Source organism: Providencia sp. PROV202 (assembly GCF_028479565.1).
Classification (GTDB): domain Bacteria; phylum Pseudomonadota; class Gammaproteobacteria; order Enterobacterales; family Enterobacteriaceae; genus Providencia; species Providencia zhijiangensis.
In genome coordinates, this window is sequence record NZ_JAMPNV010000019.1 from 125,060 (window position 1) to 145,953 (window position 20,894).

Consider the following 20,894-nt stretch of genomic DNA (forward strand, 5'->3'; position numbering starts at 1 on the left):
AGAGATATCGGAATAAAGATAATAAAAAACAGATGCAAGGATAAAGATAAGAAGATAAGAAGATAAGAATACGGAAGGGAACATAACCAGGTTAGAAATAATGACGGTTTTAAAATGCAAAAACCCCGCTCGATTGAGCGGGGTTCTTTAAATTGGTCGGCGAGAGAGGATTCGAACCTCCGACCCACTGGTCCCAAACCAGTTGCGCTACCAAGCTGCGCTACTCGCCGAAATTTAACTGCTTAAGGCAGTAACTCGACATCATTTTTTTCGTGGTGCGAAAGGGGGGACTTGAACCCCCACGTCCATAGGACACTAACACCTGAAGCTAGCGCGTCTACCAATTCCGCCACCCTCGCAATGTCACAAAAAAAATGGGGTGGCTAATGGGACTCGAACCCACGACAACTGGAATCACAATCCAGGGCTCTACCAACTGAGCTATAGCCACCATAACTTCACTTATTTCAAAGTGTTGTCATACTACTACATACAACTTTATTTTGCCACCGTAGCTTGTCACCTTTTGATGGTGCGCCCGACAGGATTCGAACCTGAGACCTCTGCCTCCGGAGGGCAGCGCTCTATCCAGCTGAGCTACGGGCGCTTAACGCCGTTGCGGGAGAGGATAGTACGGATTTATCCCCCTGCTGTCTAGTCCTTTTTTCAATAAAATTATCGATTGCTTGCCTTTTATCCATTTCGTCGAGAAAGAGAGCATTTTTTCCCTCTTTCTCGTCTATTAGATGAAATTTTACCCACAAAATATTTTTACGATGGGCTTTTATCGTGGCGACTAAAGCTGCGGATCACAAAATAAAGCCCTGAAACCGTCAATAAAAAGATAGCCCCTACAATCAGTGACAAACGCGTTTCTGGGTTAATCGCCATTCCCACCAGCACACAAGCTAAAAACAACAGTGTGGCGTAATTCACCCATGGAAACAGGATCGATTTAAACGTATGTCCTGCCATCTGCTGCTGGTTCTGCTTGCGAAAGCGTAGCTGACTGGTCAAGATCACTAGCCAAGGCACCATTCCCGGCAAGACGCTCGCACTATACACATACACAAACACCTGCTCAGGGTTTGGAATGATGTAGTTCAAGCTCGACCCAGCAACTAAACATAAAATAGTAAAACCGACACAACGCGCTGGAACGCCGTTTTTCGTCAATTTTAATAGTCCACTCGGTAATTGCTTATTCTGCGCCAGCGCGTATAGCATACGTCCGCCGCTGTACATGCCGCTATTGCAGCCAGATAATGCTGCGGTGAGCACCACAAAGTTAATGACCGCGGCGGCCGAGACAATCCCCACTTTAGCGAACGTCATCACAAACGGGCTGCCTTGTTGTCCTACTTCCGTCCACGGGAACAGCGTCACCACAATAAAAATGGCACCAACATAGAAAATCAGAATGCGCCAAAGAATATTATTGATGGCTTTTTTCAGTGTCACTTGTGGGTTTTTGGCTTCTCCTGCGGTGATCCCAACGAGCTCAACGCCTTGATAAGACGCAACCACGATACACAACGCAAATAAGAAACCTTTCCAACCGCCAGCGAAGAATCCACCATGTTCGGTCAAGTTAGCCAATCCAATCGGCTCGAAATTATTGCCAAGACCAAAGAAAATTAGCCCCAAACCAATCAAAATCATCACTACGATCGTAGTCACTTTGATCATCGCAAACCAGAATTCCAGCTCACCGTATAGCCTCACTGCGGCGAGGTTTGCCAGTGCCACCAACGCAACGGCAACCATCGCAAATATCCACTGGGGCACATCAGGGAACCAATACTTTGCATATTCCCCGATTGCGGTTATCTCTGAAATTCCAACCGCGACCCACATAAACCAATAACCCCACGCGGTTAAACATCCCCAAAAAGGACTTAAGTATTTATAACCAAATGAAGCAAATGAACCAGTGACTGGCTCCAGAAAGAGCATTTCGCCCATAGAACGCATGATGAAGAAGACAAATAGCCCTGCGATAATATACGCCAGTAGTACGGATGGCCCCGCCCACTTCAACGTACTCGCTGAGCCCATAAATAGCCCAACTCCAATTGTTCCGCCCAAAGCAATCAGCTCAATATGACGGGCTTCTAGCCCTCGCTGAAGACCTTGCTGTGGCTTATCCATAATTTCCCCTGTCGATAATAACCATTCGATATTCGCAGCTCTAATAGCCATAACTTTTTAGTTATCGCGGCTGGTTGTCGAAAATAAAATAAAAAATACAATCTCCCAAGATACCGTGAGATCCCTTAGGTTGCATCTATTTTTGAACAATTACAGGTATATTTGAAGCGAGAATGGGGGCGCCAGAAAAAATAAACCCGCATTACGCGGGTCTATTCAGTAAGAAGGAGGCTTAAAGCTTACCACCGTAGTAGTAACCTAAAAACTTCAGCAATTTAAACTGTCGTTTAATTCGCGTTGGCTGGGAAAGTAGGCGATACAGCCATTCTAACCCTAAGTTTTGCCAGACTTTCGGCGCGCGCTTAACGTGCCCAGTGAACACGTCATAAGTTCCACCAACGCCCATATACAGCGCATCGGGATGCACGACTCGGCAATCACGCATAAAGATTTCTTGCTTAGGCGAACCCATCGCTACTGTCACAATCTTGGCACCGCTCGCGTGAATACGCTCAAACAGCGCACTGCGATCTTCTGCCGTAAAGTAGCCATCTTGGGAATCCACAATGTTGACATTCCATTGTGCGCGTAGCTTCGCTTTAGTTTGCTCAAGAATTTCTGGCTTGCCACCCACTAAAAATACTGGCGTGCCTTCTTTTCCTGCGCGCTCCATCAAGCCTTCCCATAAATCGGCACCTGCCACGCGAGAAACCTCGGCTTTCGGGTATTTACGGCGAATAGCGCGCACAATACTGATCCCATCAGCATAAAGGTATTCCGCCTGCCCTAATAAGGTATTCAGCGCGGTATCTTGCTCTGCAATCATCACTTTTTCTGCGTTGATAGCCACAAGTGTGCCGGTTTTGGTCTTACCGTCAGCAAACAGATAGTCCAAGAAATGGGCCATGTTTTTAAAGCCCCAAATATTATGACCTCTGATGCTATATTGAGGAATTGACGACTGTTCCATGATGCTCCTTTTAACGGCTTTCCCGTTGACCACTTTTTAAGTATGAAGCGGCTTTAATACGAATAAGACCGGCACTTTCAAATAACCAGTACAGTAATTTAGCTAACACTAAACATAGCCCGAAGACTAAACAGAAAAAGACCACGCGCGAGACAAAGGAATCAACCCCTTCGCGAGCTAATACAATCATGTTGAAGATGGCGCCGAAACAAAATGCCTGCATAATCGCGGCCTTGTAACGGTTGGATTCTTTTAGGCTTAAACCATAAATCCAGTCAAACCATTTAATAATCATACCCACCACGATGGCGCCCAGCGGGATAAACAGCACGCCTCCCATGACCACCAGCGAGCCAATTAACGTCGGCGAAATCGCTAACCCAGAATGGTTATTCAGCACTTCCCACGTAAAATAGTTAGCTGAGTTTAATACCGTATCAGGACGCTCCGGCCATACCCATGCAGGAATAAACACATAGAAATCACGGATAATCGGCGCTAAACCTTGGAATTCCATTTGGTCATAATAACTGAGCAATAACCCTAAGTTTTCCCATGGCGAGAACGTATCGCGGGTTAAATACAAGAAGGTGTAAAATGCTTCAGCACCGCTCACATCAAGACCGTAACGCTTGAGAGCTAACCAGAACATCCCAACAATACTTGCCACACCCGCCGCTGCCAGCATCCAAAGCGTGATCCACCCTCTGACAATCCCAATAAATAGGAACAGGGCAAATGCCAAGATAATGTTGGCACGGGTTCCGCCCACAATCACATAGGTTAAGAAACCGAATGAGACCGTGCTAATCAGGAAGAAAATCCAGCGTTTTTGCGTGGGTTTCAAGAAATAGACAATCAGCATTGCAGGGATAAAGAAGTAGAAAAAGCGCTTCAATGCCACGCCCGACACCTGACTGGAGAATATCTGGCTATAGGATTTTAACTTAAACAGTAAGAAACCATTGTCCATGAAGAAAATACCCACAGTGACCACCGCGACAGTGATCAATAGCAGGCAGGTTAAATTGGTTTCCACTTTATTCATGCTAAATACCGCACGACGCTGGGTATCCACGCGCTTAGTTAAACGCGTTTTGTATGTCACATAGTAAATGGCGTAGAAGCTGGTTGACGCCAGCATGGCATACATCAAGTAATCGGCAGGGACTATCGCGACATCAAACTGGAAAACCAATGCACAAGTCAGTGGAAATCCGAAGTAAAACGTCAGTAAATACAATAAAGTAAAGAAAATATTAAAATTAAAGCGCACACGTAAAAACTCTTTATACATCAGTGTGCCGATAAAGATAATAGAGATTAGGTAGATAAGCGCTAAGCCACCCAATTCAAGCAATGTCATGCTTTCGCCTCCGCAATGCTGAGGATCTGTTTCCAGCCATCAGTAAAGTTAGGCGCAAAGAATTCAATATGCTGTTTATTAAGCGAATTCATTTGGCGTTGTGCTTCATCCACTAATGGCAAAGTCAGCTCATCACCATAGAAAAAGACCGGGACATTCTGCGCCGTTAAATCTTGCCAGAAGGTATTTTGGCGGCTAATGACAAAAGGAATAGAGAACTGAATAAGCAAACAGACCGTTCCAACCCCTTGTTGGCGATTAAAAATAAAGTAGCCAAGGTCGCAGGTTTTCAGCAAATTCAGGTAGTCATCGAACGCCATACGTTCTTTAAGAATATCCACCTGCCCCTGAGAGAATTCGCTCTGTGCTGCTTGCTCAACTTCTGCAATGTAGTTTTGGTTATTCGCTGGGTAGCCCATTGGGACTATCACTTTCACCTTGTCGCCAAATTGCTGTTTAATCGCGCTCAGTGCTTCCACATGACGATTGGAGCGGTCACCTGAGTTACCGAGCAGGATAGTTAACTGCTCGCCCTCACGAGGCTGACGTTCGTTTAGCGTCAATGCTGGATCCATACGCGTCGGGAAGTAAAGAACCGACGATGGCACATTAGGATTCGACTGCTGGAAATGGCACAAATCTCCCCGCGTTGCACAAACGTGCCCCACTTTCTTTTGTGCCAGACGACGTAGAATATAAAATAGCTTAAATTTCAGCGAGCTAGATTCTTCATAGAGATCAGCCCCCCAAATATGCCACCAAAATTGATGGGATTTTATCTTGCCAAAAAGCAGTGCTAACCAAATTGGCGCATTAAATTGCCCATGGAAGAAAAAGCGTGTCCGACGTTCCGCTTTCGCGCGACGAATTACGCTATCTGCAATAGATTGTTTGCTGTCAAAAACTTCAATTTCAAGCATCGGATAGGCAGCAGCAAGCTGCGCATCCTGGCTCACCACCATAAAATGCGGCTTTTGTGACGGTGCCATCTCTTGGCAAATAACGTTATTAAAAAACGTTAAAACCGTCTGATTATGATGCGGGAGATCAGATCCCAGTACATGTATTAAGGTTGTCATGCTCGCCTACGGTAGATCAAAAATACGCAACAACAGAGAGTAAAATATACGATATAGGTCGCCATATAGGCTTGTGTCGCTCCCACGGCGCCATGTTCAGGAATAAACCAATGGGCAAAGCCCGTTAACAGAACAAATTGGCTCACTTCCGTAAGAACATAAAAACGCAGTGCCGCTTTCGCGATGACCAGATAACCAAAGACGTAAGCACCCACTTTCAATACGTCGCCGACCAGCTGCCAAGCGAACAGGTCTCTCATCCCTGTAAACTCTTTTGAGAACAGCAGCCAAATCGCAAAATCACGCAGCAGCCAAACCGTAAAGCTCACGGCGGCAACAGCAGGTAATACAAACTTCAATGCCTTAACAATTTCGGCAGAAATTTCATTTTTATGCTGTAAACGGGATAACGTCGGCAGCAAATAGACCGAAAATGTTGCTGTGATAAATTGTAAATAGGCATCCGAAATCGTGGTGACGCCCGTCCATAACCCCACTTCATCCCAGCTATAAGTCTGTGCCAGTAAATTTCGCATCATGATATAGGCGACTGGCAGCGTAATCGCCGTCAACATCGCCATGATAGTGAATTTACCCAGATTAGTGGCAATGGCTTTATCCCACGCAGGTTTGAGGGATGACAACGCAAACTGTTTACGTCGAATAACCATACCTGCCGCAGGCAATACCACCAACGCAGGAACCAATGCTAACCCTGCGAGTGCACCATCATAGCCACCCATTAGATAGCATAAATAATAGGCGACTACGCCGATTATGCTACCAAAAATGATGGCCGTCGCATTCCCAGCAGCGTCTCGATAACCTTTTAAAATCGCCAAGAAATAGTTCGCATATGCGATACCCATTTGAATCAAGGCAACCATGCGGATCACATTGCTGTATTGCTCACTGTCAAATAACGCAGCACTGATTGGGGCACTACATAGTAAGAAAATAATCGCCAGTAACGTTGAAAATCCGAGGATTATCGTTGAAGACGTTCCCAGTACAGCCCGTAATTTCTGCGGATCTTGATGGTGTTCTGCCACATATTTTGTGACGCCATTGAAAATCCCTGCGCCAGACAATACACCTAGCACAGTAATTAATTGGCGGAAGTTCCCCGCCAGCCCGACACCACTTGGGCCAAATGAGACTGCAAATAATTTCACGATCAACAGGCCCACCCCGATTTTAATCAGGGTAGACCCAGCAGTCCAAACCGATGCTTTAGCGAGAGACATTAGGCAAAGAACGCTTTGATTCGCTCAATAACCACTTGTTGCTCGTCGTCTGTCATGTTGTAGAACATTGGCAGACGCACTAAACGGTCACTTTCAACCGAAGTGTATTTATCTTCACCGTGGAAATAACCGAATTCCATTCCAGCAGGGCTGGTGTGCAGTGGCACATAGTGGAATACCGTCAAAATACCATGAGATTTCATATATTCATTAAACTCAGTGCGCTCTTCCACATCTTTGAGTTTGATATAGAACATATGGGCATTATGTTTCAAATCTTCCGGCACGGTGGCTAACACTAAACGACCTGCAGCTACCAGCGGTTGTAACGCTTGATAATAGCGATCCCACAGCAGTAAACGGCGTTCGTTGATTTTGTCTGCTTCTTCTAACTGCGCCCATAAATAGGCAGCTTGTAAGTCAGATAACAGATAGCTTGAACCGATGTCGCGCCAGGTATATTTGTCCACTTGACCACGGAAGAATTGGCTGCGGTTTGTGCCTTTTTCACGGATCACTTCTGCACGGTTAATCAACGCTTTATCATTGATTAAAGTCGCACCACCTTCACCACCTGAAGAGTAGTTTTTAGTTTCATGGAAGCTATAGCAACCAATATGGCCGATGGTACCCAGTGCTTTACCTTTGTAGGTAGACATCACGCCTTGTGCCGCGTCTTCAATCACAAATAAATTGTGTTTCTTCGCGATAGCCATGATGGTGTCCATTTCACAAGCCACGCCTGCGTAGTGAACAGGAACAATTGCACGTGTGCGATCAGTGATTGCCGCTTCAATCTTGGTTTCATCGATATTCATCGTATCTGGACGAATATCCACGAACACAATTTTGGCGCCACGTAACACGAATGCGTTAGAGGTCGATACGAAGGTAAAGCTTGGCATGATGACTTCATCGCCCGGCTTAATATCAATCAGGATCGCTGCCATTTCTAATGAAGCGGTGCAAGACGGTGTTAACTGGACTTTCGGACAGTTAAAACGTTTCTCCATCCACTCTTCACAACGCTTAGTGAAACCACCATCCCCGCACAGTTTGCCACTAGCCATGGCCTGCTTCATATACTCAACTTCAGTACCTACAACGGGTGGTTTATTAAATGGAATCATGTTGTCCCCTGTATAACCAATATGCTGTGCTGGCGATTGCCGCACCGCTACGTGAATAAAGATTTAACGCCGCAACATTGCTCATTTGCGTGGCAACATTTAACTGTCTTTTTTGGTGTTGCACACACCATTGATACGCTGCTGACATTAATTTCCGACCGATACCGCGTCCTGTTGCATTTGGCGTTGCCGCTAATAGCCCAATTCTGGCTGTATCTACATCAAGGCTACGTAGGCTAACGAAACCTAAAATATCACCTGCATTACCTCTAAGGAGTAAACAGGTGTGGTCAAAGGTGCCAAGAACAGCTTTTTCTATCCATAATGCATAAAACCGACCGCTGTCCCCTTCATGGTACCAAGGGGTTCTAAAGCGGCTGTTACTAAACACAGAGGCGGCAGTGTCGCGCAGAGAAACAATATCCCCTGTTTGTGCAACAACCACATTATCCGTCTCTGATAACGCTGTGTTTAGATAAGCATTTTCTGTGCCAACCGTTAACGCAAAATCAATTTCGCCTTCAACGAAACTGAACCCCATACTGGCTAGCTCATCGATTTTAGCTGTCTCAGATGCCGCAACTTTCGCTTGCACAATATCAAACTTATCCAGTTGATAAGAAAGAATAATTTGCGCATCAGTCGCGGCAAAATCCAGTTTCGCCGTTGAACGTTTGAAAAAATCAGATTCCCAATCTAGGGGATCAATATTGGCGCGGACGGACACGAAGTAAGTCCTCTAAGTATTTGCCATAACCTGTTTTATTCAGGCGAGCGGCGGCTTCTTTAACTTGGTCGTCAGACAACCAGCCATTACGCCATGCAATCTCTTCTAAACAAGCCACTTTAAAGCCTTGACGTTTCTCAACGGTCTGAACAAATGTTCCGGCTTCAATTAAGCTGTCATGGGTTCCCGTATCTAACCAAGCGAAGCCACGACCGAGCAGCTCAACGCTAAGCTCACCGCGCTCTAAATACATTTGGTTGATGGAGGTAATTTCTAGTTCACCACGTTCGGAAGGTTTTACTTGCTTAGCAAAATCAACCACTTGGTTATCATAGAAATATAAACCCGTCACTGCCCAGTTTGATTTTGGTTTTTTTGGTTTTTCTTCGATAGACAACGCTTTGAAGTTGTCATCAAATTCCACCACACCAAAACGCTCAGGATCCATTACTTGGTAGCCGAATACTGTCGCACCCTTTTGACGTGCGGCGACTGACATTAATTTAGGGCTGAATGAGTGACCGAAGAAAATATTGTCTCCAAGCACTAAGCAGCAAGAGTCCCCATTAATGAACTCTTCACCAATGATGAATGCTTGAGCGAGCCCATCAGGAGATGGCTGCTCTGCATAGCTCAGTTCAATACCAAATTCATGACCATCACCCAATAAACGCTGGAACATCGGCAGATCATCGGGAGTCGAAATGACCAAAATTTCACGGATCCCTGCCAGCATTAATACCGACAGCGGATAATAAATCATTGGCTTGTCATAAATCGGCAGCAACTGTTTTGAGATGCCGCGAGTGATCGGGTGCAAACGCGTTCCCGAACCACCAGCCAGAATAATACCTTTCATATTGCCTCCTAGCTGCCCAAGCCTAGACGTTCACCAGCATAGGAGCCATCTTGCACACGACGCCACCAAGTTTCATTGTTTAAATACCACAGAACCGTTTTACGGATCCCGGATTCAAACGTCTCTTCTGGTGTCCAGCCTAATTCACGCTCAATTTTATCGGCGTCAATGGCGTAGCGCATATCGTGACCTGGGCGGTCTTTCACATACGTGATTAAGTCGCGGTAATGAGCAACCCCTTGAGGTTTCTGCGGGTGCAGCTCTTCAAGTAATTCGCAAATTGTTTCAACCACTTGAATATTACGACGCTCGTTATGACCACCAATATTGTAGGTTGAACCCGGCTGTGCTTGAGTCGCCACTAAATGCAACGCACGCGCATGGTCTTCCACAAACAGCCAGTCGCGAATTTGTTCGCCTTTGCCATACACTGGCAGTGGCTTACCGGAAATCGCATTCAAAATAATCAATGGGATCAACTTCTCAGGGAAGTGATATGGGCCATAGTTATTTGAGCAGTTGGTGATCATGGTCGGTAAACCATACGTTCTCTGCCACGCACGTACTAAGTGATCGCTAGACGCTTTTGAGGCTGAATATGGGCTGCTTGGTGCATACGGTGTAGTTTCCGTAAAGAAGCCATCTGGACCTTCCAAGTCGCCATACACTTCATCAGTTGAAATGTGATGGAAACGGAAAGCCGCTTTTTTACTATCTTCAAGTGCAGACCAGTAATGACGCGCCGCTTCTAACAAGGTGTAAGTACCCACGATGTTAGTTTCTATAAATGCTGCAGGGCCATCAATTGAACGGTCAACGTGGCTTTCTGCCGCTAAGTGCATCACAACATCAGGTTTGTGTTCAGCAAACACTTTATCCAATGCAGCACGGTCACAAATGTTCACTTGTTCAAAAGCATAACGCTCGCTATTGGCAACTTCCGCTAATGACTCTAAATTGCCCGCGTAGGTTAAACAGTCAACCACAATCGCGTGGTCTTTTGTGTTTTCAATCACATGACGAACAACAGCGGAGCCGATAAAGCCGGCTCCGCCTGTAATTAAAATACGTTTCAACGCCATACTCCTTTTGTATCCACAACCCATTTTTGTGGGATAGCAGAACCTTGGATACCTTTAAACAGGTTATGGTCGACTAACATCAGGATCACATCCGCTTCGCTCACGGCCGTTTCAATAGAAACCAGTTCAGCAATACCTTTCAGTGCTGTTGGTAACTCGTGAATATGCGGTTCCACCGCAAATGTTTTACCTGGGTTCCAGTTCGCAACCATTTTGGTGATGTGCATTGCTGGGCTTTCGCGCAGGTCATCGATGTTTGGTTTGAACGATAAACCGAAACATGCGATTTTGATTTCATTCGCTTTTTTGCCAGTTTCCACTAAGCAATCAGCCACGGCCGCTTTCACTTGATCAACAACCCAGATTGGCTTGCCATCGTTAACTAAACGCGCAGTGTGGATTAAACGAGATTGTTTTGGACTTTGAGCCACGATAAACCACGGGTCGACCGCGATACAGTGACCGCCAACGCCTGGGCCCGGTTGCAAAATGTTCACGCGAGGGTGACGGTTTGCAAGGCTAATCAGTTCCCAAACATTGATATCTTGGTCTGCACAAATCAGCGATAATTCGTTAGCAAATGCGATGTTAACGTCACGGAAGCTGTTTTCCGTTAACTTGCACATTTCAGCCGTTCTTGAGTTAGTGATTACACACTCACCTTCTAAGAAGATGTTGTACAGTTCGCTAGCACGCAGTGAAGATTTCGGTGTCATCCCGCCGACAACACGGTCGTTTTTGATCAATTCAACCATCACTTGGCCTGGCAGTACGCGCTCAGGGCAGTATGCTACGTCGATATCTGCTTCTTCACCTGCTTGGTGAGGGAAGGTCAAATCAGGACGAGCTGCTGCTAACCACTGTGCCATTTGCTCAGTCGTACCCACTGGAGACGTGGACTCCAGAATCACTAAGTCACCTTTCTTCAGGACTGGCGCGATAGATTCAGCTGCCGCTTTCACGTACACCAAATCAGGCTCGTGTTCACCTTTGAATGGCGTAGGAACAGCAATCAGGAATGCGTCTGCAGGTTGTGGCTTGGTGAAGGCTTTTAAGTGGCCTTCTTCAACTGCTTTTTTCACCACAACGTCCAGCTCAGGTTCCACAATATGGATTTTACCTTGATTGATAGTGTCAACAGCATGCTGGTTGACATCTACGCCGACAACCTGCTTCTTACGAGATGCGAAGGCTGCCGCTGTTGGTAAACCGATATAACCGAGGCCGATAACAGAAATAGTTTCAAAACTCATAATTTCACCTGATTGCTTTTTAATGCTGCAAGAATACGCTGACAAGCATGACCATCACCATACGGGTTATGTGCGCGGCTCATTTCGTGATATTCCGCTTCATCTGTCAGTAACCGATTAACTTCATTTACAATGGTTTGTGTATCTGTTCCCACTAAACGAACTGTCCCTGCATCAACCGCTTCAGGGCGTTCGGTGGTATCTCTCATAACTAAAACAGGTTTGCCTAAAGATGGCGCCTCTTCTTGAATACCGCCGGAATCCGTTAAAATCAGATACGCGTGGTTCATCAAATAGACGAACGGCAGATATTCTTGAGGACTAATTAAGATAATATTATCAATACCATGCAGAATTCGTTTTACTGGCTCGCTCACATTTGGGTTCAAGTGAACTGGGTAAACCACTTGAACATCAGGGTGTGCTTGAGCGATATCCGCTAATGCATGACAAATACGCTCGAAACCGCCACCAAAACTTTCACGGCGGTGACCAGTCACAAGCAGCATTTTTTTGCTTGGATCGATAAATGGGTAATTTCCGGCTAATTCAGCCATCATATTTTGGTTACCCATGACCTTCTCTTTGACCCACAACAGCGCATCAATGACTGTATTACCAGTCACCGAAATATGGCTATCGGGAATAGATTCGTTGAGTAAGTTTTGGCGCGAATTTTCTGTCGGCGCGAAATGGTACTGAGCAAGGTGCCCCGCAATTTTACGGTTACCTTCTTCTGGCCATGGTGAGTAGAGGTTTCCTGTGCGCAGTCCAGCTTCAACATGCCCAACTGGGATGCGATGGTAGAATGCCGCAAGACTGGTTGCCATTGTTGTGGCAGTATCGCCGTGCACAAGGACAACATCCGGTTGGAAATCCGCAAATACTGCCTTTAATCCTTCCAGAATACGGCAAGTAATATCGGTTAAATCCTGACCTGGTTTCATAATGTTGAGATCATAATCGGGCGTGATCTCAAATAAGTTCAGTACTTGATCTAGCATTTCACGGTGCTGAGCGGTGACACACACTTTCGCTTCAAAGTCTGCATCATCAGCAAGAGCATGAACCAATGGAGCCATTTTAATGGCTTCAGGCCGTGTGCCGAATACAGTCAATACTTTCACAGTGACTCTCTTATATTTTCTTCGCAGTTTACTGCTTTCTTTAGTTTTAATGATGCTATTTCGCCACCGACCTTGCTGCCGGTGGCGAATGTGACATTACGATGGGCGACGGCGAGACAGTACCACTCCGGCACCTACTAACATACCAATTGCACCCCACAGAACAGCAATAAATGCTCTGCGCGGACTATCGCGTTTGATTGGATCTTCAGGCGTTCGCAGATAACGATACGCATGGAAATTATCTTGAAGAACAGGTTCAACATTCAGCGTCGATAACATCGCCACATTCTGATCATAATCTGTATCAAAATCTGGACCTGTGGCTTTTAACGTCTCAATTTGAGCTTGCAGTAATGGAACACCTAACATGAACATTTTTGAGTCAGGAATTTCATCCACTGGCGCAGTCGTTTGATTACGTGAAATACCTTGCTTTTCCGCCACTTTAAGAGCTTGTTCAAGGCTATTTAGACGACGGTCATATGCTGCAGTTGCTACCATCGCTTCACGTTTAACTAACGCTTTCATTGATTGGGTTTTGGTTGCCCAAGTCCCTTTCAATTCATCATTCAAATTTGTGGTTGCACGCTGATTAGCAAACTCAATATATTCACGTAACAGTTGATTGCTGTCTGTTGCTGTTTCAGCCACTAACTTCACGCTATCTGTTGGGTTTTTGAGTGCATCAGCTGGCGTATATTCGATATTGTTGATCAGCTCATCTAACAATGCCGCATCCGCTTTCGGGTCATTTTCCAAGCGTTGCTTATAATACTCAGTACCTAACCAAAATTGGCGGCGAGTATCATAAGAGCCTAATTGTTTGGTAAATTCTTCATAAGCTTCTTTGGCAATCGTTGGTAGTTGCCCTTCTTGCCCCACCGCATTAATACGAGAATCAAGGTTGCGCAGAAATTGTTGCTGAGAATAATAACTTCCCAGATTGTTCACAGTCGGTAAATCCGTGATAGCCGTTGTACTCCACTTCGGCTGCATAAAATAGGATGCTCCCAGTGCAATCGCAGCAAAAATCACTGCACATGCGACGATCCAAATTTTACCCTGCCATAGTGAACGGCATAAATCACGAATATCTAACTCCGCTTCAAGCGAGGTTTGATGTTGATTAGGTTGCGTTTCTGAGTTATTCACTGCACAGAACCTCTATAGTTCGTTTGTCGTTACCGGACCGCACTCTTACGCGCACGACGTCTAATTCGCTTGATAAAACGGGCGACTTTCCATGCTCGCTTGATGCAGTAACCATACATCATAAATACAAGCAAAAATAATGCCAACATTACCCATTCAGGAACGAATGAAAGGCGCTCGCCAATAATACCAATACACGCAAGAACTGCCGCAGCCAATGTGATGATTACAAATGCCCCTTTCGGGGTAAAACCTGAGCGCATAATCAAGTGATGAATATGCTGACGATCCGGTGAAAATGGACTCATACCTTTACGAATTCGGCGGTACATAATTGCCACCATATCCATAAGCGGAATAGCAATAATCCATAATGCAGTCACAGGGTTTATTGGATGGACATCTTCTTGTGTTGAAGCAACAAGGATCCAAATAATGGTAAAGCCAATCAACGTACTTCCCGCATCACCCATGAACACTTTAAAGCGACGCCCTAAAACGCCCATATTCATGAGGATATAAGGAAGAATAGCCGCTATAAATGCAAAACACCAAAACGCTAACGCATAGTTACCATTTTGATACAGTAAGAAACCAAGGGCTCCAAAGGAAACCGAGGACAATCCGCCTAATAAGCCATCGATGCCATCGACCATGTTGAAGGCATTGATCGCAGCCCAAACGGCAAATAAGGTGACGATATAACCAAATGGCCCAAGTACCAGTTCCCAAGGACCAAATGCATGGCCTAGAGACTCTAACGACAACCCACCCGCTGTCATCATGACGACAGCGACGATAGCTTGAACCCCAGCGCGTAATTTCACGCTGATATCAAACCTATCATCCAGAGCACCAACGAACACTAAGAGCCCCGCACAAGCAATATATAGCCACTTATGGGGAATGTATTCTTCCGTGATCATAAACGCGAAGCAAACGCCAAAGAAAACAGAGATCCCTCCAACGAGAGGAACCAATCCTACGTGTTTCTTCCTGAAATTCGGTTTATCAACCAAGCCAATTTTTTTCGCCACAATACGCGCGACAAAAATAAAAGCTAAGGTAAACAAAAAGACATAGAAGAGATTACTTACAAAGTGTGTGCTATCCACTGTTCTACTCTCTTATATTTCTATCCAACTTTTAAACACTAAAACTTTTGGTTGCTGTGATAAATTACTGCCGCCACATAGTATTCGAACAAAAAATGGTACTCTAAAACAGATTTCCTGCGTTTTGATATGCACAAAACATGCCGAAAAAGCCAATACGACGATATAGTTTTGCGTTACAAACTCACCTTAAAGATTTTATCTCTTAACACTGCAAGATGCATGCCATAAAAACAATCTCCAACATATTAACCGACCATCACTATCACTTTTCATATGAATGAGTAAATATCAGTTATTGGATAAATCTAAGTATAAAAATTAATGTAAAAAATACCATCTTATAAAGAATAAGCTAGCATCCGTTGATTATTTCATTTTACTCATCAAGAAAGTAATTCATGCTTATGTTGATAAATAATAAAGACTATTATTTTGTGAATGTTCACTGTTCACTGATAAAAAAATAGGCGCCCTAATTAGAGCGCCTATTTCTATACTCATAATCCTAACGAGACTATGCTCTTTTCATAAAATCAAAGAACTCTTCGTTAGTCTTAGTCATTGCTAATTTGCTGATGAGGAATTCCATTGCATCGATTTCGCCCATTGGGTGAATAATCTTACGCAGGATCCACATTTTTTGCAGCTCATCTTGGGAGGTGAGCAGCTCTTCTTTACGAGTACCAGAGCGGTTGTAATCAATCGCAGGGAAAACACGTTTTTCAGCAATTTTACGGGACAGGTGTAATTCCATGTTACCTGTTCCTTTAAATTCTTCGTAAATCACTTCATCCATTTTCGAACCGGTATCAACCAATGCGGTCGCGATGATAGTCAAGCTACCACCTTCTTCGACGTTACGAGCAGCACCGAAGAAACGCTTTGGACGATGTAATGCGTTTGCGTCCACACCACCAGTCAATACTTTACCTGATGAAGGAACGACGGTGTTGTATGCACGAGCAAGACGAGTAATAGAATCGAGTAAAATGATAACGTCTTTTTTATGCTCAACCAGACGTTTCGCTTTCTCGATAACCATTTCAGCAACTTGGACGTGACGCGCAGCTGGCTCATCAAACGTTGAAGCAATAACTTCACCTTTCACTAAGCGTTGCATCTCAGTAACTTCTTCTGGACGCTCATCGATCAGTAGAACCATCAATACGCAGTCAGGGTAGTTATGGGCAATGTTAGCCGCAATATTTTGCAGTAACATGGTTTTACCCGCTTTCGGTGGTGCAACGATCAAACCACGCTGTCCACGACCGATAGGTGCGGCTAAATCCAATACACGTGCCGTTAAATCTTCAGTAGAACCGTTACCACGCTCCATGCGCAGACGATTATTGGCATGTAGTGGGGTTAAGTTTTCAAAAAGGATTTTGCTGCGGGCGTTTTCAGGTTTGTCAAAGTTAACTTCGTTAACTTTCAAGAGTGCAAAATAGCGTTCACCTTCTTTCGGGGGACGAATTTTTCCTGAAATGGTGTCGCCGGTGCGTAGGTTAAAGCGGCGAATTTGGCTAGGGGAAACATAGATATCATCAGGGCCTGCGAGGTAAGAACTGTCTGCTGAACGGAGGAAACCAAATCCATCCTGCAATATTTCCAGTACGCCATCGCCGAAAATATCTTCTCCACTTTTAGCATGCTGCTTCAAAATTGAGAAAATAATATCCTGCTTTCTCATACGGGCTAAGTTCTCTAGCCCCATGTTTTCGCCTAACGTAATCAGTTCTGATACTGGCGTATTTTTTAATTCGGTAAGATTCATAATGGTGGGTTCTTTAACTCGGGGTATTTCTCGAACTATGAACGTAAATTGGAGGCAACTTTTATAGTGAACCTATTTAGTATAGTGAACCTATGAAGCGCCAGTTTAACTTTATAGTGCCCTGTTGATAGATATGAACTCATAACCAACAACAATGCATTAAAATTTGTGCTAGCTACAACTAATATTGCTGTGAAGGTGTTGTGACTAACGAAAGCGTTGTAATCATCAAGATGACATGCCGCATATTATTAGAAACGTAATCAATATTAGCAATAGTTTTTTATACATTTTAGGACAACATCTTATCCCTAATACAGCCCATTTATTTACTCAAGACTTAAGTCACAGTGATACAACCATGAATTATCAACTTTAGATTAATAGTCAGTAACTAAAATTGGCATTGAACAGAACTGCAAGCTAGACGTTTCAGAAAAGAGCAAAGGAAAACAAGGTAATTCTTATGGGTACTCTATGAGGAATGCGGATAACTTATCATGCTTAAATGGGGACGTCTAGCGACTCTCTATATAAAATAAATGCGCCGCTAAACGTTTTGGCTTATATAAAGCTATAACTTACAGATTTTCGTCTAGAAATTCTTTCAGTTGAGTTTTAGATAAAGCACCAACTTTAGTTGCAGCTACACTGCCGTTTTTGAATAATAACAGTGTAGGGATACCGCGAATACCAAATTTTGGGGCAGTCGCTGGATTATCATCAATATTCAGTTTTGCGATAGTCACTTTGCCTGTATATTCTTCAGCAACTTCATCAAGGATTGGCGCGATCATTTTACAAGGTCCACACCATGCAGCCCAGAAGTCGACTAAAACAGGTGAACTTGCATTTAGAACGTCTGACTCAAAACTTGCATCAGTAATATGTTTAATTTTGTCGCTCATGTTGTACTCCAAAGGATCATTTTTACAGACATAGTGTAACATTAATTGGCAGCAGTATGCTTTATTTCAAAAGATACGCTTTCGTAAACCAACCGATAACTGATATTCTAACATACTATGAGTAAAGCACACTTGACAGAAAAGAAGTTTTCCGACTTCGCATTGCACCCAAAAGTCATTGAAGCACTTAATAAAAAAGGCTTCAACTTTTGCACGCCTATTCAGGCGTCTACCCTGCCTTATACTGTCGAAGGCAAAGATGTTGCGGGGCAAGCACAAACAGGTACAGGTAAAACGTTAGCATTCCTAACGTCTACATTTCATTTTCTCTTAACTCACCCGGCAATCGAGGGGAAAAAAACCAATCAGCCACGTGCGCTGATCATGGCTCCTACTCGTGAATTAGCCGTACAGATTTACTCAGATGCTAAAGAGCTGGCCGAGTACACTGGTTTGAAAATGGGTCTAGCCTATGGTGGTGATGGCTATGACGAGCAATTACGCGTATTACAAAACGGCGTTGATATCCTTATTGGAACAACCGGTCGTCTTATTGATTATGCAAAACAAGGTCACGTTGATTTAGCAGCTATCCAAGTTGTTGTTTTGGATGAAGCTGACCGTATGTACGACCTCGGTTTTATTAAAGATATTCGTTGGTTATTCCGCCGTATGCCTGGCGCAGCAGACCGACTCAACTTACTGTTCTCCGCAACACTCTCTTACCGCGTGAGAGAATTAGCGTTCGAACAAATGAACAGCCCGGAATATGTGGAAGTTGAACCACTACAAAAAACCGGTCACCGTATTAAAGAAGAGTTATTTTATCCATCCAACGAAGAAAAAATGCGCCTACTACAAACGCTACTCGAAGAAGAGTGGCCTGAGCGCTGCATTATTTTCGCCAATACGAAGCATCGTTGTGATGATATCTGGGCTCACCTTGCTGCCGATGGCCACCGTGTCGGGTTATTAACTGGCGATGTCGCACAGAAAAAACGTCTGCGCATTTTAGAGCAGTTCACTCAAGGTCAAATTGATATCTTGGTTGCGACTGACGTTGCTGCTCGTGGATTACATATTCCATCAGTAACTCATGTATTTAACTATGATTTACCTGACGATTGCGAAGACTATGTACACCGTATTGGACGTACAGGTCGTGCGGGTGAAAGCGGAAATTCTATCAGCTTAGCGTGTGAAGAATACGCACTAAACTTACCTGCAATCGAAGAGTATATTCAGCACTCCATCCCTGTCAGTAAATATAACAGTGATGCACTGCTGAGCGACCTGCCGGCACCAAAACGCCGCCACCGTCCGCGCCCAAGTGGTCCACGCCGCAATTCTAATGCGCCGCGTCGCCATAATGGCCCACGTAATAACCATAAACGTGCAGGCTGAGTAAATACCCTATGCTGAAATCTTCTTCTCTGTATGCCGCTATCGATTTGGGTTCCAACAGCTTTCATATGCTGGTTGTTCGCGAAACTGCAGGTAGCATTCAGATTATTTCTCGGGTTAAACGGAAAGTTCGTCTGGCTGCGGGTTTAGATAAAGATAATATTTTATCTGAGCAAGCCATGGAACGAGGCTGGCAATGCCTGCGTCTCTTCTCAGAACATCTGCAAGATATTCCTAACTCGCAAATTCGAGTTGTGGCAACCGCGACATTACGCCTTGCTAAAAATGCCGATGTCTTTATTGAGAAAGCCAGCCAAATCCTCGGAAATCCCGTAAAAGTAATCCAAGGAGAAGAAGAAGCTCGCTTGATTTATCAAGGCGTCGCCCATACAACTGGCGGACCAGAGCAACGCTTAGTGGTCGATATCGGGGGCGGCAGTACCGAACTTGTCACCGGTACAGGCGCGAAAGCTCAGCTACTTTATAGCCTCGAAATGGGCTGTGTGACTTGGCTTGAACGCTACTTTAGCGACAGAACGCTAACAGAAGAAAACTTCGCTCAAGCCGAAGCGGCAGCTCAACACGTCATTGCGCCTATCGCTGATGTCCTTAAGAATCACGGGTGGAAAATTTGTGTCGGCGCATCGGGTACTGTACAAGCGATTCAGGAAATCATGATTGCTCAAGGGATGGATGAACTCATCACCCTGAGTAAATTACAGCAGCTGAAGCACAAAGCTATCCAGTGCCATAAATTAGAAGAGCTTGAAATCGAGGGCCTCACGTTTGAACGTGCCCTCGTTTTCCCAAGTGGCTTATCGATCCTGATCGCAATTTTCAAAGCACTGAATATCGAAAATATGACATTAGCTGGCGGCGCTCTTCGCGAAGGCTTAGTGTATGGCATGCTTGAACTGCCTATTGAGCAAGATATTCGCGCGCGCACGCTACGCAACATTCAGCGTCGCTTCCTTGTGGATATTGAACAGGCTAGCCGCGTACGCCAGCTTGCTGAGCATTTCTACCTGCAAGTTGCCAAAGAGTGGGAATTAGATAGCCGTTGCCGTGATTTATTATCCAGCGCTTGTGCATTACATGAGATTGGGCTGAGTGTTGATTTTCGCAAAGGCCCAGAGCACGCAAGTTATTTAATCACTCACCTTGATTTACCAGGCTTCACGCCAGCGCAAAAACGCTTTCTCGCGGTTCTTCTCAAGAACCAGCAAGGTCAAATAGACCTCGCTTCGCTGAGCCAACAAAATGCATTACCTATTCAGCAAACTTACGCATTATGCCGTTTATTGCGCCTAGCCATTATTTTTGCCAGCCGTAGACGTGACGATACATTACCAGCATTGCGCCTTAACGCTAATGGGCAAGATTTAACCATCGCACTGCCATACCGCTGGCTTGAGGAACACCCTTTACGAGCTGAAAATTTACAGCAAGAAGTTCAGTGGCAAGGGTATGTGAATTGGCAACTGGCCTTAGAAGAGCGTAATAGCTCCAATTGATATCGCTCTAAATTGATCAGGATAGGTTCC

At 44.8% G+C, this 20,894-nt stretch carries 17 protein-coding genes and 4 tRNA genes; 2 read left to right on the plus strand and 19 right to left on the minus strand.

Features of this window, described 5'->3' with window-relative positions:
• Positions 1 to 153: 153 nt before the first annotated feature.
• From PR799_RS14800 to trxA, 19 genes are all read right to left on the minus strand, one after another.
• Positions 154 to 230 (minus strand) — tRNA-Pro (locus tag PR799_RS14800).
• 43 nt (positions 231 to 273) lie between these two features.
• A tRNA-Leu gene (locus PR799_RS14805) sits at positions 274 to 359 on the minus strand.
• 16 nt (positions 360 to 375) lie between these two features.
• Positions 376 to 451 (minus strand) — tRNA-His (locus tag PR799_RS14810).
• A 79-nt stretch (positions 452 to 530) separates the two neighbouring features.
• Positions 531 to 607 (minus strand) — tRNA-Arg (locus tag PR799_RS14815).
• 164 nt (positions 608 to 771) lie between these two features.
• Positions 772 to 2,151, minus strand: coding sequence for a bifunctional threonine/serine APC transporter ThrP (gene thrP / locus PR799_RS14820; protein WP_108478785.1), 1,380 nt, complete (start codon positions 2,149 to 2,151; stop codon positions 772 to 774).
• A 232-nt stretch (positions 2,152 to 2,383) separates the two neighbouring features.
• Positions 2,384 to 3,121, minus strand: a complete 738-nt coding sequence (wecG, locus tag PR799_RS14825; protein WP_036948834.1) for a lipopolysaccharide N-acetylmannosaminouronosyltransferase — start codon at positions 3,119 to 3,121, stop codon at positions 2,384 to 2,386.
• Positions 3,122 to 3,131: 10 nt separating this feature from the next.
• Positions 3,132 to 4,487 (minus strand): ECA oligosaccharide polymerase, encoded by a 1,356-nt coding sequence (wzyE, locus tag PR799_RS14830; RefSeq protein WP_154628875.1) that lies wholly within the window; start codon positions 4,485 to 4,487, stop codon positions 3,132 to 3,134.
• Entirely contained in the window at positions 4,484 to 5,566 is a 1,083-nt protein-coding gene (locus PR799_RS14835) for a TDP-N-acetylfucosamine:lipid II N-acetylfucosaminyltransferase (RefSeq protein WP_272522587.1), read from the minus strand. The genes wzyE and PR799_RS14835 overlap by 4 nt, the downstream gene beginning before the upstream one ends.
• On the minus strand, positions 5,563 to 6,813 hold the full coding sequence (gene wzxE, locus PR799_RS14840; protein ID WP_272522588.1) for a lipid III flippase WzxE: 1,251 nt from the start codon (positions 6,811 to 6,813) through the stop codon (positions 5,563 to 5,565). Before wzxE ends, PR799_RS14835 begins: the two co-directional genes overlap by 4 nt.
• Positions 6,813 to 7,943: a dTDP-4-amino-4,6-dideoxygalactose transaminase gene (gene rffA / locus PR799_RS14845; protein WP_154603088.1), complete on the minus strand. Its 1,131-nt coding sequence runs from the start codon at positions 7,941 to 7,943 to the stop codon at positions 6,813 to 6,815. The genes wzxE and rffA overlap by 1 nt, the downstream gene beginning before the upstream one ends.
• Complete coding sequence (rffC, locus tag PR799_RS14850; protein ID WP_272522590.1) at positions 7,930 to 8,670, minus strand: dTDP-4-amino-4,6-dideoxy-D-galactose acyltransferase; 741 nt, start codon at positions 8,668 to 8,670, stop codon at positions 7,930 to 7,932. The genes rffA and rffC overlap by 14 nt, the downstream gene beginning before the upstream one ends.
• A complete protein-coding gene (gene rfbA, locus PR799_RS14855; RefSeq protein ID WP_154603089.1) occupies positions 8,648 to 9,529 on the minus strand; it encodes a glucose-1-phosphate thymidylyltransferase RfbA in 882 nt (293 codons plus the stop codon). Before rfbA ends, rffC begins: the two co-directional genes overlap by 23 nt.
• Before the next feature lie 8 nt (positions 9,530 to 9,537).
• A complete protein-coding gene (gene rffG, locus PR799_RS14860) occupies positions 9,538 to 10,611 on the minus strand; it encodes a dTDP-glucose 4,6-dehydratase (RefSeq protein ID WP_181477694.1) in 1,074 nt (357 codons plus the stop codon).
• The gene (wecC, locus tag PR799_RS14865) at positions 10,602 to 11,864 is read right to left on the minus strand and encodes a UDP-N-acetyl-D-mannosamine dehydrogenase (RefSeq protein WP_036948818.1); all 1,263 of its coding nucleotides are present in this window, start codon (positions 11,862 to 11,864) and stop codon (positions 10,602 to 10,604) included. The genes rffG and wecC overlap by 10 nt, the downstream gene beginning before the upstream one ends.
• Complete coding sequence (wecB, locus tag PR799_RS14870) at positions 11,861 to 12,991, minus strand: non-hydrolyzing UDP-N-acetylglucosamine 2-epimerase (protein ID WP_272522592.1); 1,131 nt, start codon at positions 12,989 to 12,991, stop codon at positions 11,861 to 11,863. The genes wecC and wecB overlap by 4 nt, the downstream gene beginning before the upstream one ends.
• A gap of 96 nt (positions 12,992 to 13,087) precedes the next feature.
• A complete protein-coding gene (gene wzzE, locus PR799_RS14875; RefSeq protein ID WP_181477695.1) occupies positions 13,088 to 14,146 on the minus strand; it encodes an ECA polysaccharide chain length modulation protein in 1,059 nt (352 codons plus the stop codon).
• 29 nt (positions 14,147 to 14,175) lie between these two features.
• Entirely contained in the window at positions 14,176 to 15,261 is a 1,086-nt protein-coding gene (wecA, locus tag PR799_RS14880; RefSeq protein ID WP_272522594.1) for a UDP-N-acetylglucosamine--undecaprenyl-phosphate N-acetylglucosaminephosphotransferase, read from the minus strand.
• A gap of 517 nt (positions 15,262 to 15,778) precedes the next feature.
• The gene (gene rho, locus PR799_RS14885; protein WP_004915469.1) at positions 15,779 to 17,038 is read right to left on the minus strand and encodes a transcription termination factor Rho; all 1,260 of its coding nucleotides are present in this window, start codon (positions 17,036 to 17,038) and stop codon (positions 15,779 to 15,781) included.
• Between the two features lie 581 nt (positions 17,039 to 17,619).
• A complete protein-coding gene (trxA, locus tag PR799_RS14890; RefSeq protein WP_036948804.1) occupies positions 17,620 to 17,946 on the minus strand; it encodes a thioredoxin TrxA in 327 nt (108 codons plus the stop codon).
• 117 nt (positions 17,947 to 18,063) lie between these two features.
• Between trxA and rhlB the strand changes: the two genes are divergently transcribed.
• The gene (gene rhlB, locus PR799_RS14895) at positions 18,064 to 19,350 is read left to right on the plus strand and encodes an ATP-dependent RNA helicase RhlB (protein ID WP_154603091.1); all 1,287 of its coding nucleotides are present in this window, start codon (positions 18,064 to 18,066) and stop codon (positions 19,348 to 19,350) included.
• Positions 19,351 to 19,361: 11 nt separating this feature from the next.
• Positions 19,362 to 20,864 (plus strand): guanosine-5'-triphosphate,3'-diphosphate diphosphatase, encoded by a 1,503-nt coding sequence (gppA, locus tag PR799_RS14900; protein ID WP_154628881.1) that lies wholly within the window; start codon positions 19,362 to 19,364, stop codon positions 20,862 to 20,864.
• Positions 20,865 to 20,894 lie beyond the last annotated feature (30 nt).

Coding starts and splice junctions, on each gene's coding strand:
- trxA (WP_036948804.1), bottom strand. CDS start 17,946: ATGAGCGACAAAATTAAACATATTACTGATGCAAGTTTTGAGTCAGAC.
- rffA (WP_154603088.1), bottom strand. CDS start 7,943: ATGATTCCATTTAATAAACCACCCGTTGTAGGTACTGAAGTTGAGTAT.
- gppA (WP_154628881.1), top strand. CDS start 19,362: ATGCTGAAATCTTCTTCTCTGTATGCCGCTATCGATTTGGGTTCCAAC.
- wecG (WP_036948834.1), bottom strand. CDS start 3,121: ATGGAACAGTCGTCAATTCCTCAATATAGCATCAGAGGTCATAATATT.
- wzxE (WP_272522588.1), bottom strand. CDS start 6,813: ATGTCTCTCGCTAAAGCATCGGTTTGGACTGCTGGGTCTACCCTGATT.
- wecC (WP_036948818.1), bottom strand. CDS start 11,864: ATGAGTTTTGAAACTATTTCTGTTATCGGCCTCGGTTATATCGGTTTA.
- thrP (WP_108478785.1), bottom strand. CDS start 2,151: ATGGATAAGCCACAGCAAGGTCTTCAGCGAGGGCTAGAAGCCCGTCAT.
- PR799_RS14835 (WP_272522587.1), bottom strand. CDS start 5,566: ATGACAACCTTAATACATGTACTGGGATCTGATCTCCCGCATCATAAT.
- rho (WP_004915469.1), bottom strand. CDS start 17,038: ATGAATCTTACCGAATTAAAAAATACGCCAGTATCAGAACTGATTACG.
- wzyE (WP_154628875.1), bottom strand. CDS start 4,487: ATGACATTGCTTGAATTGGGTGGCTTAGCGCTTATCTACCTAATCTCT.
- rffG (WP_181477694.1), bottom strand. CDS start 10,611: ATGGCGTTGAAACGTATTTTAATTACAGGCGGAGCCGGCTTTATCGGC.
- rhlB (WP_154603091.1), top strand. CDS start 18,064: ATGAGTAAAGCACACTTGACAGAAAAGAAGTTTTCCGACTTCGCATTG.
- rfbA (WP_154603089.1), bottom strand. CDS start 9,529: ATGAAAGGTATTATTCTGGCTGGTGGTTCGGGAACGCGTTTGCACCCG.